Annotated in this window: 12 protein-coding genes; 7 read left to right on the top strand and 5 right to left on the bottom strand. The window is 64.5% G+C overall.

The annotated features are described in order from the left end of the window. Positions 1–8: 8 nt before the first annotated feature. Positions 9–887 carry an HlyC/CorC family transporter gene (locus AAHE99_RS10995; RefSeq protein WP_342117265.1) on the top strand — a complete coding sequence of 293 codons (879 nt, stop codon included), beginning with the start codon at positions 9–11 and terminating at the stop codon, positions 885–887. After that, complete coding sequence (gene lnt, locus AAHE99_RS10990) at positions 887–2,425, top strand: apolipoprotein N-acyltransferase (protein WP_342117206.1); 1,539 nt, start codon at positions 887–889, stop codon at positions 2,423–2,425. The genes AAHE99_RS10995 and lnt overlap by 1 nt, the downstream gene beginning before the upstream one ends. Here lnt and AAHE99_RS10985 read toward each other — a convergent pair. Further along, complete coding sequence (locus AAHE99_RS10985; protein ID WP_342117204.1) at positions 2,422–3,369, bottom strand: hypothetical protein; 948 nt, start codon at positions 3,367–3,369, stop codon at positions 2,422–2,424. The genes lnt and AAHE99_RS10985 overlap by 4 nt on opposite strands. A 173-nt stretch (positions 3,370–3,542) precedes the next feature. On the opposite strand from AAHE99_RS10985, the gene glyQ reads away from it, so the two are divergent. The 5 genes from glyQ to AAHE99_RS10960 all read left to right on the top strand — a co-directional run bounded on the left by glyQ (position 3,543) and on the right by AAHE99_RS10960 (position 8,751). Further along, positions 3,543–4,439, top strand: coding sequence for a glycine--tRNA ligase subunit alpha (gene glyQ, locus AAHE99_RS10980; protein ID WP_342117202.1), 897 nt, complete (start codon positions 3,543–3,545; stop codon positions 4,437–4,439). 13 nt (positions 4,440–4,452) lie between these two features. Further along, on the top strand, positions 4,453–6,555 hold the full coding sequence (glyS, locus tag AAHE99_RS10975; protein WP_342117200.1) for a glycine--tRNA ligase subunit beta: 2,103 nt from the start codon (positions 4,453–4,455) through the stop codon (positions 6,553–6,555). Position 6,556: 1 nt separating this feature from the next. Further along, entirely contained in the window at positions 6,557–7,111 is a 555-nt protein-coding gene (gmhB, locus tag AAHE99_RS10970; protein ID WP_342117198.1) for a D-glycero-beta-D-manno-heptose 1,7-bisphosphate 7-phosphatase, read from the top strand. A gap of 54 nt (positions 7,112–7,165) precedes the next feature. After that, positions 7,166–7,867, top strand: coding sequence for a lysophospholipid acyltransferase family protein (locus tag AAHE99_RS10965; RefSeq protein ID WP_446728913.1), 702 nt, complete (start codon positions 7,166–7,168; stop codon positions 7,865–7,867). An 83-nt stretch (positions 7,868–7,950) separates the two neighbouring features. Continuing rightward, positions 7,951–8,751 (top strand): M48 family metallopeptidase, encoded by an 801-nt coding sequence (locus AAHE99_RS10960; RefSeq protein WP_342117195.1) that lies wholly within the window; start codon positions 7,951–7,953, stop codon positions 8,749–8,751. On the opposite strand, the gene AAHE99_RS10955 is transcribed toward AAHE99_RS10960, so the two are convergent. From AAHE99_RS10955 to waaA, 4 genes are all read right to left on the bottom strand, one after another. Beyond that, a complete protein-coding gene (locus AAHE99_RS10955; protein WP_342117194.1) occupies positions 8,748–9,353 on the bottom strand; it encodes a response regulator transcription factor in 606 nt (201 codons plus the stop codon). The genes AAHE99_RS10960 and AAHE99_RS10955 overlap by 4 nt on opposite strands. Beyond that, positions 9,350–10,459 carry a sensor histidine kinase gene (locus tag AAHE99_RS10950; protein ID WP_342117192.1) on the bottom strand — a complete coding sequence of 370 codons (1,110 nt, stop codon included), beginning with the start codon at positions 10,457–10,459 and terminating at the stop codon, positions 9,350–9,352. The genes AAHE99_RS10955 and AAHE99_RS10950 overlap by 4 nt, the downstream gene beginning before the upstream one ends. 7 nt (positions 10,460–10,466) lie before the next feature. Beyond that, positions 10,467–12,266 carry a CIA30 family protein gene (locus tag AAHE99_RS10945; protein ID WP_342117189.1) on the bottom strand — a complete coding sequence of 600 codons (1,800 nt, stop codon included), beginning with the start codon at positions 12,264–12,266 and terminating at the stop codon, positions 10,467–10,469. Positions 12,267–12,355: 89 nt separating this feature from the next. Then, positions 12,356–13,639, bottom strand: coding sequence for a lipid IV(A) 3-deoxy-D-manno-octulosonic acid transferase (waaA, locus tag AAHE99_RS10940; protein ID WP_342117188.1), 1,284 nt, complete (start codon positions 13,637–13,639; stop codon positions 12,356–12,358). Positions 13,640–13,641 lie beyond the last annotated feature (2 nt).

Below are 13,641 nucleotides of genomic sequence, written 5' to 3'. Positions count from 1 at the left end.
TGCCAATTATGCAAGAGCACTCTAGTAGCGTCAGGAATGACGCTAAACCACACCGGTCGCTGTTCGAGCGACTCACCGCCCTGATTTCCCCTGAGCCCGAGAGCCGCTCGGAGCTGCTTGAAGTCCTGCACGACGCCCATGAACGCAACCTGATCGACGCCGATGCGCTGTCGATGATCGAAGGCGTGTTCCAGGTGTCGGACCTGTCGGCGCGCGACATCATGATCCCGCGCTCGCAGATGGATGTCATCGACATTACCAAACCGATCGAGGAATGGATTCCGCTGGTGCTGGAAACGGCCCACTCGCGCTTCCCTGCCATCGAAGGTGAGCGCGACAAGGTAGTCGGCATCCTGCTGGCCAAGGACCTGCTGCGCTACTACGCGGAAGAAGAATTCGACGTGCGCGATATGCTGCGCCCGGCCATCTTCATCCCGGAATCGAAACGCCTGAACGTGCTGCTGCGCGACTTCCGCGCCAACCATAACCATATGGCCATCGTGGTCGATGAGTATTCCGGCGTGGCCGGCCTCATTACCATCGAGGACGTGCTGGAGCAGATCGTCGGCGATATCGAGGACGAATACGATTTCGACGAAGAAGAAGACAATATCCTCTCCATCAAGGAAGGCCGTATCGGCCCGCGCTGGCGTATCAAGGCGCTGACCGAGCTGGAACAGTTCAACGAAGAGCTGGATGCCGACCTGGCCGACGAGGATGTCGACACCATCGGCGGCCTGGTGGCCAAGCACCTGGGCCGTATGCCACACAAGGGCGATACCTTCGACATCGCCAACTTCCGCTTCGAAGTGCTGCGCGCCGATGCGCGCCAGGTCCATGTGCTGACGGTTGAAAAACTGCCGGCCTCCGTGGACGAGCAGGACTGATGCGCTGGCGTAAGACCAAGGCAGGCGAAGCGCCTGCCGCGCCCCGTTCCACCCGTAGCCGCATGCTGATCGCCGCCGTCACCGGCGCGATCGGCGTATTTGCGTTTGCGCCGTTCGGCTGGTGGCCGCTGCAGATTATCGCGCTGGCCCTGCTGACCTATCAGGCTTTGCGTGCGGATTCGGTGCGCGCGGCGGCGCTGGTGGGCTGGGCGTTCGGCTTTGGCTGGTGCGCGGCTGGTTTCCATTGGCTTTACGTCGCGATCCACCGCTTTGGCGGCATGCCGGCGCCATTGGCTGCGGTTTCCATCGCGCTGCTGGCCGCCGCCATGGCACTGTACGCCGCTGGCGCCATGGGCGCTACGGCCTGGCTGCGCAAGCGCTGGCCGTTGCCGCTGCCGGCTGCCACGCTGCTGGTGCTGCCGGCTTGCTGGGCGGCTTTCGAAATGCTGCGCGGCTGGCTGTTCACTGGTTTCCCCTGGGTGACGGCGGGCTATGCCCACAATACTTCGCCGCTGGCGGGCTATGCGCCGCTACTCGGCGTGTACGGCATCAGCTGGCTGGCCGCAGTCACCGCCGGCGCCTTGCCGCTGCTGATGCATCCCTTCCGCTACAAGGCGATTGCGCTGGTTGCCGCCATCTGGGTGGGCGGCTTTGGGCTTGGCCGCGTGGAGTGGACTGCGCCATCCGGCCAGCCGCTGTCGGTGCGCCTGGTGCAGGGCAATGTCGCGCTGGAGAATAAATTCGATATCCAGCATATCGGCAATACCTTGCGCATGTACCAGCAGGTGGTGACCTCCGCTCCGGCGGACCTGATTGCGATTCCGGAGACCGGCGTGCCGCTGTTCCCATCGCAGCTGCCGCCTGGCTACCTGGACACCTACGGGCAGTTCGCGCGCCGTACCGGCAGCCATATCGTGCTGGGCATGCCGATGACCAATGGCCCCGAATATTCGAATAGCGTGCTGGGTCTGCCGCCATCGCTGGCCGCCCATACCTACCGCTATGACAAGCACCACCTGGTGCCGTTCGGCGAATTCATCCCGACCGGCTTCCGCTGGTTCACCAACCTGATGCAGATCCCGCTCGGCGACCAGACCCGCGGCGCGACGATCCAGGCGCCGTTCCCGGTCAAGGACCAGAAGGTACTGCCGAATATCTGCTACGAGAACGTGTTTGGCGAAGAGATCGCGGAACAGATCTCGCTGACCGGCGCCACCGTGATGCTGAACGTGTCGGAGCTGGCCTGGTATGGTGAATCGATCGCCATCCCGCAGCATTTGCAGATGTCGCAAATGCGCGCGCTGGAGACTGGGCGTCCGATGCTGAGCGCTACCAATACCGGCGCCACAGTGGTGATCTCGCCGCGCGGCGAAGTTGTGCACTCGCTGCCTCTCCGCCAAGCCGGCGTGCTGAGCGCAACGGTGCAAGGCATGTCGGGCGACACGCCGTACATCAAGCTGCAGAACAAGCTGTTCCTCGCCCTCGCCGCGCTGGCCATCGCCGGCGCCTGGCTCTGGTCGCGCAAGCCACGCGGCTAAAACACCTCCTCAATGGACCTGGCGGTCACCACCGCCAGGCACCAGCGCTGCAGATCTTCCGGCGTCCCCGCCTCCACTCGTCCCCGCACCGCATCGCTGACCTGCCCGAACCGCTGCGCCAGCTGCGCGCAAAGCAAGGCCCGCATCCCCGCCAGCCTCCCCTCCTCACGCCCCTCTTCTCGGCCCGCTTCCAGACCCTCTTCCAGGCCCAGCTTCCGCCCACGTTCTGCGGCAGCGACTTCAAACATATATCTCCATGCCATTTTTTGCCCTCCCTTATCGACCTCGTCCTGCAACGCTTTCGGCAGCGCCATCATCCAGTTGATCAGATCAAACGCATCCCGAAACTTTTGCTCTTCCCAGCCGCATGCGCGCAATCCCGTTAACAAACTGCTTTTGACAAGCATGCGGTCACCAAGTTCCCGGCGCGTGCTCAAAGTAAGCAGATGCGCCACGACCAGCCAGGCGCAGATGTTGTCGGTGAGAAGCAATTCAGCTAGCTGGTCTTCAAAATCACGCAATTTGAAGGACTCGAACGCCAGCGAAAACGTCGTGTGCCCCGCAGCCAGCTGAATGCGCTCTGGGCGCCAGGTCGGGCTCGGGTCGCCCAGGATGGCGATGCTGCGCACCGGGAGCCGGAATTGGTCGTGCAGGCGATAGTGGCAAACCAGCATGTGCTCCGCAAAGTCGCGCTGCCTGGCCGCCTGGACTTCGATATGCCAGAGGCAATCCCCGCCATCCGGGCCAACGGCGCGCAGCAGCTTGTCGACCCTGCGCACGCCGACCCGGCCGTCGCGGCTGCATTTGGCGAGCTCGGCATCAAGACTGTCTGGCATGGGCGCACCTTCCCACGCTTCGCCAAGGAAAAACGATGAAAAATCAACGATATAGCGCGCGATGACCTGCTTCCACACGGCATCGTAATCGGCATTGATGGTGTCCATGGAGCTTGGACGATGCTGCGGCGCGGCAGTTCCGGCCCGGCGCACCGGCTTTGATATGGATCAAACCCGCGCCAGAGCGGGCGAAACTCTACAGGTTCGCGGCAAAACCCGCTAAAATGAGCCGTTTTAGCGAACCGATAACGCTCGCGCCCAGGCGCTACCAACTCTACACGATGCTGACATTTCAACAAATCATCCTGACCCTGCAAACCTACTGGGACAAGCAGGGCTGCGCATTGCTCCAGCCGTACGACATGGAAGTCGGCGCGGGCACCTTCCACACCGGCACCTTCCTGCGCGCAATCGGCCCTGAGCCATGGCGCGCTGCCTATGTGCAGCCATCGCGCCGCCCGAAAGACGGCCGCTACGGCGAAAACCCGAACCGCCTGCAGCACTACTACCAGTACCAGGTGGTCCTGAAGCCAGCCCCGGAAAATATCCTGGACCTGTACCTGGGTTCCCTGGCCGCGCTCGGCCTGGACCTCAAACAGAACGACGTGCGCTTCGTGGAAGACGACTGGGAAAGCCCAACCCTGGGCGCCTGGGGCCTGGGCTGGGAAGTCTGGCTGAACGGCATGGAAGTCACCCAGTTCACCTACTTCCAGCAAGTCGGCGGCCTCGATTGCAAGCCGGTGCTGGGCGAGATCACCTACGGCGTCGAACGCCTGGCGATGTACCTGCAAGGCGTGGAAAACGTCTACGACCTGGTCTGGACCGAGTGGGAAGAGAACGGCGTTAAAAAACAACTCAAGTACGGCGACGTATTCCACCAGAACGAAGTGGAGCAGTCGACCTACAACTTCGAGCACGCCAACACCGAACTGCTGTTCGCCCAATTCGCCAACCACGAATCCGAAGCCAAGCGCCTGATCGAGCTGCAACTGACCCTGCCGGCCTACGAGCAGATCATGAAAGCCTCGCACAGCTTCAACATGCTGGACGCCCGTGGCGCCATCTCCGTGACCGAGCGCGCCGCCTACATCGGCCGCGTGCGCAACCTGTCGCGCATGGTCGCCCAGGCCTACTACGAGTCCCGCGAACGCCTCGGCTTCCCGATGGTCGCCAAATAAAAGAATACCGAACATGAATCAGACCCTGCTCATCGAACTGCTGACCGAAGAACTGCCGCCGAAAGCCCTGTCCAAGCTGGGCGCCGCTTTCGCCACCGGCATCGTCAACGGCCTGAAAGCGCGCGACTTCCTGGAAGAAGACAGCGTCGCCACCACCTACGCCACCCCGCGCCGCCTGGCCGTGTCCATCACCAAGGTGCGCGCCACCTCGCCGGACAAGCAGGTACGCGAAAAGATCCTGCCGGTTTCCATCGCACTGGACGCCGACGGCAACGCCACCGCGCCGCTGACCAAGAAGCTGGCCGCCATGGGCCTGTCGCACATCGGCGTGGCCGATATGGAGCGCGCCCAGGACGGCAAGGCCGAAAGCTTCTTCTACACCAAACTGGCCGCCGGCTCCGCCCTGCAAGCGGGCGCCCAGGCCGCGCTGGAAGAAACCATCGCCAAGCTGCCGATCCCTAAGGTCATGAGCTACCAGCGCCCGGACGGCGAGACCGTGCAGTTCGTGCGTCCAGCCCACGCGCTGATCGCCCTGCATGGCGCCACCGTGCTGCCACTGACCCTGCTGGGCCTGACCGCCGCCAACAAGACCGAAGGCCATCGCTTCCTGACCGCACCAGGCAAGCGCGAAGTCACCATCGCCGACGCCGAGTCCTACGCCGCCACCCTGGCCGAAGCGGGCAAGGTCGTCGCAGGCTTCGACGCGCGCAAGGACGCCATCCGCTCCGCGCTGCTGGCCAGGGCCGGCGCCGACCAGGTGCTGATGCCGGAAGCGCTGCTGGAAGAAGTGGCCTCCCTGGTCGAATGGCCCGTGGTGTACGAATGCCACTTCGAGGAAGAGTTCCTGGCCGTGCCGCAGGAATGCCTGATCCTCACCATGCAGACCAACCAGAAATACTTCGCCCTGACCGACGCCAACGGCAAGCTGCGCTCGCGCTTCCTGATCGTGTCGAACATCGCGACTGACACCCCGGCCGCCATCATCGGCGGCAACGAGCGCGTGGTGCGCCCGCGCCTGTCCGACGCCAAGTTCTTCTTCGAGCAGGACAAGAAGAAGTCGCTGGAATCGCGCCTGCCGCTGCTGAAGAACGTGGTCTACCACAACAAGCTGGGCACCCAGGCCGAGCGCTCCGAGCGCGTCACCTCGCTGGCAGCCGCCATCGCGGGCCGCATCGGCGGCGACAAGGCGCTGGCCGAGCGCGCCGCACGCCTGTCCAAGGCCGACCTGCTGACCGATATGGTGGGCGAGTTCCCTGAGCTGCAAGGCATCATGGGCACCTACTATGCGCGCCACGACGGCGAGCATGAAGAAGTCGCGCTGGCCGCTTCCGAGCATTACCAGCCGCGCTTCGCCGGCGACAACCTCCCGTCCACCACCACCGGCACCGCCGTGGCGCTGGCGGACAAGGTGGAAACACTGGTCGGCATCTGGGCCATCGGCCTGCAGCCGACCGGCGACAAGGACCCGTTCGCACTGCGCCGCCACGCCCTGGGCGTGCTGCGCATGCTGGTCGAAAAGCGCCTGCCGCTGGCCATCTCGGCGCTGCTGGGCGACGCCGTCGCGCAGTTCGTGGCCGTGCCGAACTTCAAGGACCCGACCGCCGAAGTCACCGCCTTCATGATGGACCGCTTGCGCGGCATGCTGCGCGAGCGCGGCTTCAGCGTGAACGAGATCGAAGCGGTGGTGGCGCAGAACCCTGACCGCCTGGACGACATCGTGCAGCGCCTGGAGGCCGTGCAAGCCTTCGCCGCCCTGCCGGAATCGGTCTCGCTGGCCGGCGCCAACAAGCGCATCACCAACATCCTGAAGAAGAACGAAGAAGCGCTGGCGCAAGCCACCACCGTCAAGGCCGAACTGCTGCAGGACGCAGCCGAGAAGGCCCTGCACGCCGCCATGGGCCGCGTAGCGCCGGAAGTGGATGCGGCATGGGCCAAGGGCGACTTCACTGCCACCCTGAAGACCCTGGCGCAGCTGAAGGAAGAAGTCGACGCCTTCTTCAACGACGTGATGGTGATGGCCGAAGATATCGCGCTGCGCAACAACCGCCTGGCGCTGCTGTCTTCCCTGCACGGCATGATGAACCGCGTCGCGGACATCTCCAAGCTGGCCGCCTGATATGCCGCAAGCACTGCAAAAGCTGATCATCCTCGACCGCGATGGGGTCATCAACCACGACTCGCCGGACTTCATCAAGTCCCCCGAGGAATGGATCCCCATCCCCGGTTCGCTGGAAGCGATCGCCCGCCTGAACCAGGCGGGGTATCGCGTGGTGATTGCGTCGAACCAGTCGGGCATCGCCCGCCAGTACTTCGACATCAATACCCTGAACGCGATCCACCAGAAGATGCACCGCCTGGCGCAGCAGGTTGGCGCCGACATCGACGCCATCTTCTTCTGCCCGCACGCGGCGGCCGACAATTGCGACTGCCGCAAGCCGAAGCCCGGCATGTTCACGGAAATTTCGAAACGCTTCGAAATCAGCCTGAAAGGCGTGCCGACCGTGGGCGACTCGCTGCGCGACCTGCAAGCGGGCTTCAACAGCGGCTGCGTGCCCTTCCTGGTGTTGACCGGCAAAGGCGAGAAGACCAATGCCACCGGCGGCCTGCCGCCCGGTACGCGGGTCTTCCCCGACCTGGCGGCCACCGTCGATCATATTTTGAAATCCGAATAATCCTGGAGACTGTCGTTGCGTAATATCGTTCCGTTCCTGCGTTCCCTCGTGTTCATGTTGCTGATGGTGGTCGCCACCGTCATTTGGTCGGGAGTCTGCATGCTGGCAGCGCCGCTGCCATACAACAAACGCTATTACGTCACTTCGCGCTGGAATGTCTTCATGATCTGGTGCGCCAAGTGGATCTGCGGCATTAACTACCAGTTCAAGGGCTACGAGAACTTCCCGGACAGCCCTGCCATCATCCTGTCCAAACACCAGTCGGCGTGGGAAACCATCTTCCTGCTGGCGAATCTGCCACGCCCGCTGGTGTTTGTATTTAAAAAAGAAATTCTGTACATCCCCTTCTTCGGCTGGGGCATCGCACTGCTGCGCATGATCCCGATCGACCGCAAGCAAGGCAAGAATGCATTCAAATCTGTTGTTGCGCACGGCAAGCGCCGCCTGAAAGACGGCCAATGGATTATCATGTTCCCGGAAGGGACGCGTACGCGCGTCGGTTCGCAGGGTAAGTACAAGAGCGGCGGCACGCGCCTGGCGGTGGAAACCAATACGCCCGTCGTACCGATCGCGCTGAACTCCGGCGAATGCTGGCCAAAGAATTCCTTTATCAAGCGACCTGGCACCATCACGGTGTCGGTGGGCAAACCGATTTCGGCTGAGGGCAGGACCCCGGACGAACTCATGGAACAGGTGGAACAGTGGATCGAATCAGAAATGCGCGTCATTTCGCCCCACGCCTACAGCGCTGGCTAGCCGAAAAGGCTGAAGCGCAACAGGAGGCGCCGCCGCCAGCGGCCGCGCCTTCGTCCCCGTTTCCCGTTCCCGCTCCCGCGGCAGTGAACCTGCTGCGCCCTCCGGTGCAACTGCGCCGCCCCGATCCCGTCTCCCCGCCCGTCACCGGCGACCAGGACAAGCGACAACTACTTGTCGGCGAATACATCCTCGAATATGTGCTGAAGCGCTCCACCCGCCGTTCGATCGGCTTTACAGTGGACGATACCGGCCTGTATGTCACCGCGCCCAAGCGCTGCACCCTGGCCGATATCGACAACGCCATCCGCGCCAAGCAGCACTGGATCCTGTCCAAGCTCGATGAGCGCCGCCAGCGCCGCGCCGCGCGGCTGGAGAAGCCTCCCATCGTGTGGGACGACGGCGCCAAGCTGCCCTACCTGGGTGGCGAAATCACCCTGCGCCTGTACCATGCGCCGCGCAACCGCACCGAGTTCGATCCGGTCTCGATGGAGCTTTCCATGGGCTTGGTGCAGGGCGCGACCGAACAGCTGCTCAAGGAGCGCGTGAAGAACTGGTATAAGGCACAGGCCGAAGGCCTGTTCCAGCAGCGCCTGGACCTGTACGCGGCGCGCCTGGGCGTGCAGTACGCCGGCTTCTCGCTGTCGTCCGCCGACACACGCTGGGGCTCCTGCACGGCGCAGCGCACCATCCGCCTGAACTGGAAGCTGATCCACTTCTCGCTGCCGCTGATCGACTACGTCGCCGCGCACGAGCTGGCGCACATCCTCGAAATGAACCACAGCCCGCGCTTCTGGGCCAACGTCGGCCGCATCTACCCGCAATACGAGGAAGCCAAGCAGCTCCTGCGCAAACGCGCCGCCGAACTGCCGCCGCTATTTACTTAAAGCCAGCCGGCTTCGCGGGCGAGGCGGAAGGCTTCCACCCGGTTGCCGGCGTTGAGCTTGCTGATTGCTTCGGACAGGTAATTGCGCACGGTACCTTCGGACAGGCTCAGTTGCCTGGCGATTTCGGCGCCGCTGCGGCCTTCGCCGGCCAGGCGCAGCACCTGGCGTTCGCGTTCGCTCAATGGATCTTCGCCGCCGCTCCAGCTTTCCAGCGCCAGCTCGGGGGCGATAGCGCGGCCGCCGGCGTGTACGCTGCGGATGGCGGCGGCCAGCGATTCGGACGGGGCGTCCTTCAGCAGGTAGCCGCGCACGCCGGCCGCCATGGCGCGGCGCAGGTAGCCGGAGCGGGCAAAGGTGGTGACGATCACCACGCGCGTCGCGGCGCCGCGCTCACCCAGCGCTGCGGCCAGCTCAAGGCCGGTCATCAGCGGCATTTCAATGTCGGTCAGCAGGATGTCGGGGCGCAGCTCTTCGCACCGGGCCAGCGCTTCCTGGCCGTTGCGGGCCTGGCCGACGACGTCGAGGTCGGGTTCCAGCTTGAGCAGCGCGGCCAGCGCACCCAGCACCATCGACTGGTCTTCTGCGATCAATACGCGGATCATGCAACAGCTCCCATCGGCAAATACAGTTCCAGCGACAACCCGCTGCCGGCGTTCAGGGTCAGGCGCCCGCCGGCAGCAGCCACACGCTCGCGCATCCCACGCAGGCCATTGCCGCGCGCCAGGGCTTCGCGGTCGACCGGAGCGCGGCCGTCGTCGCTGATATGGCAGACGATCTGGCCGCCCTCCTGCCGCACGCTGACCTGGCACCGTGTGGCGCTGGCGTGGCGCAGGATATTGGTGACCGCTTCGCGCAGTGCCAGCGCCAGCACGTTCTCCGCCGTGGCGGGCATGGCGAAGGACTGCACATCTGCCTCCAGCTGCACGTCGGCAGCGGCCAGGGCGGCACGTGCCTGCGCCAGCTCCTGCACAAAGCCGGTCTGGCGATAGCCGCTGACGGCGCTGCGCACTTCGGCCAGCGCGTGGCGGGCGGTGGTTTCGATATCCTTGATCTCCCTGGCGGTGGCGGCGGTGTCGCGCTCCAGCAGGCGCCCCGCCAGTTCGGCCTTGATGGCGATCAGCGACAGCGTGTGGCCCAGCAGGTCGTGCAGGTCGCGCGAAATGCGTTCGCGTTCTGCGATGCGGGCCATATGCTCGACTTCCTCCTGCTTGCGCAGCAGCTGCATATTGAAACGGCGCAGCCGGCCATCCATGATGCTGGCGATACCGACTGGGACGCCCACCGCCATGATGGACACGATGAACCCGCGCGGCAGGCCGGTGGCCCCGGCAAAGCCCAGCGCCGCCGCCAGCACCAGCGCCAGCATCAGGTAGCCGTGGCGTGACTTTTCGAACGCAGCGCAGGCCGCGCAGCCAAAGATGATGAAGGTGCCGGCGCCGAAATTGTACGGCGCCCATGCAGCACCCAGGCAGAACATGCCGGCGATCAGCAGCACCACGCGGCGGTCGTACAGCCAGAACGTTGCGAAATACAGGGGCAGGAACACCAACAGCGACAGCGCCAGCATGGCCGCCTCGAACGGCGACGGCAATCCGCCCAGGTACTTCCAGAACAGGAAGTTCAGCGACAGCAGCCAGAGATAAGGTCCCTTGCCCATGAAGGGCGGCACCAACGGTCCTGCCAGCAGTCGCTTGAACTTCTCCAACATGGCTTCCTTATTGCGGCATCAGGCGCACGTCGGCGAGCTGGAACTTGTACTCGCCCGTCTGCGGCCCTGCATTAAAAGCAATCATTGTAATCGCGCTGGCATCGACGCCCTTGAAACCGGCCAGCGGCAGGCTGACTTCCGCCCACTCGGCGCCAGCTTCGAACGGCACGTTGACCGGGATCTGCCCCGCCTTCGACATGATGGCCACCACATAGCGTTTGCCATCGCCTTTGACGCGGAAGCGCAGCACCTTGGCGTTGCTCAGGTCTGCGGCGCCCATCTGACCGTGGCCGGGAATGAAAGCCAGGCCGGCCCACGGGTAGGCGAAGCCTGCCTGCACGTTGGCGCTCACGGTCACCGCCGCCTCTTCGGCGTATTCGACCTTCACCGTCGATTTACCACCCAGGAAGGAGTCGTTGGCAGGCATCCAGCCGGTGCCGAACGGGCTGGCCAATTTTTCTTTGGTGAACAGGCTGATACGGCCATCGGCCGGCAGCACCAGCGGCACGCTCTTGCGGCTCAATTCTTGCGCCACCAGTTCCTGCTGTTTGGCGCGCGCCGGCGAAACCAGCTCGCCATCCTTCCACACTTCCACGATGCGGCGCGTGGCCAGGATATCGGTGGTCGGGTCGCCTTCCACCAGCACCAAGTCGGCCTTGAAGCCGTTGGCCACCTGGCCGCGCTGGCCCAGTTTGAATGCCTTGGCCGGCACCGAGGTGGCCGACGCCAGCACCGCCAGCGGCGTCATGCCGGCCTTGGTCATGGACAGCATTTCGTGGTGCATGCTCACGCCGTACTGGGTACCCGCATTGCCCGCGTCGGTACCGGCCAGCAGCGGTACGCCAGCCTTGTGCAGCGCCGCCACGATCGCGTTGGGCGCCGTCATGCGCTGCGGAGCCGGCTCGGCACCGTAGGTGTTGTTCAGGGGGGCCATCATGGCTTTGTCCAGCAGGGCATTCAGCGACTTGTCCTCGATGATGTCCCTGGCGCGCAGGCCCGCCAGGCTTTCCATCACGCTGAAGGTCGGGATGATGAAGGCTTTGCGCTCGCGTGCCAGCTTGGTGAAGGCTTTCAGGTCGGCGTCGCTGATGGCATCGGCATTGAACAGGTGCACCAGGCCATCGGCGCCCATTTGCAGCGCGGCGCGCGCGTCTGCAAGCGTGGAGATGTGCACCACCGCCAGCTTGCCGCGCTTGTGCGCGGCGTCAATCAGCGATTTGACGGTGGCCGCATCGAGCGAATTGAACTTGCGCTTACCGATATTGCTGCCATCCTCCATGATGATCTTGATGAAGTTGGAACCTTCGGCGATACGCGCATCGACCCAGGCTTGCGCCTCGGCCGGCGAAGTCAGGGTCGACACCGCCACGGCATATTCGGCGCCATGGCCGCCCGGCGCGGTGGCCAGCATGCCGGCCGTGAAGATGTCGGTGGAGGCCTGGTTCTCGCCCTTTGCCATGCGGCGCTGGACGTTCTGCATTTCCGTCACCGGCATGAACATGTCGATCTGGGTCGTTACGCCGAACAGCAGCGGCAGCTCCTGCAGGCGGTAGGCGTGGACGTGGGAATCGATCATGCCGGGCATCAGGGTGCGGCCGGTGCCGTCAATCAACTTGGCGCCGGCGGGCACCGCACCTTTGAAATCGGCACTGGCGATCTTGCCGCCTTCCAGCAGCACGCTGCGCTTGGCATGCACCTTCTGTCCGTCGAATACGCGGACGTCCTTGATCAAGGTGGTTTCGGCAGCCATTGCCGGCAGGGCGCAGGACAGGCTGGCGGCGACGATCAGCTTGTGGAACGTTTGCATTGCGGTCTCCTTGTGGTCAGTAACCGCAGTATCCGGTGCGCGGGCCCCGCGCACCAGAATGAATTGCCATGACTTGCGCATGACATTTGTCACTTCAAGTCTGGAAGTAGTGCAATCGTGCGTGCGGTCGCGCCGCGGTGGGTGTTGGCAAAGGTCAGCGCGTGGGCACCCATCTCGGCGCGCGATTTGCTGTCGGCCAGCAGGATCGCAGCCTGCCGGATCAAGCCGTCGCTGTTGTGGATGCGTACCGCGCCGCCCTGCTGCAAGCAGTCTTCGGTCGCCTGGGCGAAATTGAAAGTATGCTCGCCGACGATGACCGGCTTGCCCAAGGCCGCCGGTTCGATCAGGTTCTGGCCGCCCAGCGGCTGCAGGCTGCCGCCGATGAAGGCCACGTCGCAGGCCGAGTAATAGGCGAACATCTCGCCCATCGAATCGCCCAGCAGCACTTCGGTTTCCGGCGCCACCACGGCGCCCGGCGCGGCCAGCGCCGAACGGCGCTGCAGCGACAGGCCGCGTTCGGCCACCATGGCGGCCACTTCGTCGAAGCGCTGCGGGTGGCGCGGCACGATCAGCAGCAGGACGTCCGCAGGCAAGGCGGCGCGCGATGCCTGGAAAGCCTCCAGGATCATGCCCTCCTCGCCTTCGCGCGTGCTGGCGCACAGGAATACCGGACGCATGCCGATCTGCTGGCGCAGCAGCGCGCCGGTCGCCAGCGCCGCCTGCGGGATCACCACGTCGAATTTGATGCTGCCGGTGACGCTGACATTGGCCACGCCCAGTTCGCGGATGCGCAGCGCGTCGGCGTCGGTCTGCGCCGCCACCAGGGTGATGCCTTGCGCGGCGTCGCGGATCATCTTGCCCAGGCGCTGCGCCTTGCCCAGCGAACGCTCGCTCAGGCGCGCATTGGCCAGCACCACCGGCACGCTATCGCGCTGGCATTGCTGGATCAGGTTGGGCCACACTTCCGTCTCCATCAAGATGCAGACGCGCGGCTCGAAATGGCGGATGAAACGCCCCACCAGCAGCGGCATGTCGTATGGCAGGTAGGACTGCACCACGCGCGCGCCATGCTTGCTGAACAGGCTCTTGCCGGTGGCGCGGCCGGTCGGCGTCATGCAGGTCAGCACGATGCGCGACTGCGGGTACTTCGCCAGCAGCGCATCGACCAGCGGTTCGGCGGCGCGCGTTTCGCCAACCGATACCGCATGCACCCACAGGGTCATCGGTTCGTCGTTGGCGGCGCGCGGGCCGTAGAAGCCCAGACGCTCGCCCCAGTGCTCGCGGTAGCCCGGCTCCTTGCGGCCGCGCCACCACAGGCGGCCCAGCACCAGCGGCAAGGCCAGCCACCACATGAAGGTATAGAAGTGGCGCATGG

This window comes from Pseudoduganella sp. OTU4001 (assembly GCF_038440195.1).
GTDB lineage: Bacteria > Pseudomonadota > Gammaproteobacteria > Burkholderiales > Burkholderiaceae_D > Rugamonas.
Note: the sequence above shows the minus strand (reverse complement) of the source record. Positions and strands in the feature narration are given on the sequence as shown.

Excerpts from the sequence above, each read along its gene's own strand:
- lnt (WP_342117206.1), top strand. The coding sequence starts at position 887 with ATGCGCTGGCGTAAGACCAAGGCAGGCGAAGCGCCTGCCGCGCCCCGT.
- glyS (WP_342117200.1), top strand. The coding sequence starts at position 4,453 with ATGAATCAGACCCTGCTCATCGAACTGCTGACCGAAGAACTGCCGCCG.
- AAHE99_RS10950 (WP_342117192.1), bottom strand. The coding sequence starts at position 10,459 with ATGTTGGAGAAGTTCAAGCGACTGCTGGCAGGACCGTTGGTGCCGCCC.
- AAHE99_RS10985 (WP_342117204.1), bottom strand. The coding sequence starts at position 3,369 with ATGGACACCATCAATGCCGATTACGATGCCGTGTGGAAGCAGGTCATC.
- gmhB (WP_342117198.1), top strand. The coding sequence starts at position 6,557 with ATGCCGCAAGCACTGCAAAAGCTGATCATCCTCGACCGCGATGGGGTC.
- AAHE99_RS10965 (WP_446728913.1), top strand. The coding sequence starts at position 7,166 with ATGTTGCTGATGGTGGTCGCCACCGTCATTTGGTCGGGAGTCTGCATG.
- AAHE99_RS10945 (WP_342117189.1), bottom strand. The coding sequence starts at position 12,266 with ATGCAAACGTTCCACAAGCTGATCGTCGCCGCCAGCCTGTCCTGCGCC.
- AAHE99_RS10995 (WP_342117265.1), top strand. The coding sequence starts at position 9 with ATGCAAGAGCACTCTAGTAGCGTCAGGAATGACGCTAAACCACACCGG.
- AAHE99_RS10955 (WP_342117194.1), bottom strand. The coding sequence starts at position 9,353 with ATGATCCGCGTATTGATCGCAGAAGACCAGTCGATGGTGCTGGGTGCG.
- glyQ (WP_342117202.1), top strand. The coding sequence starts at position 3,543 with ATGCTGACATTTCAACAAATCATCCTGACCCTGCAAACCTACTGGGAC.
- waaA (WP_342117188.1), bottom strand. The coding sequence starts at position 13,639 with ATGCGCCACTTCTATACCTTCATGTGGTGGCTGGCCTTGCCGCTGGTG.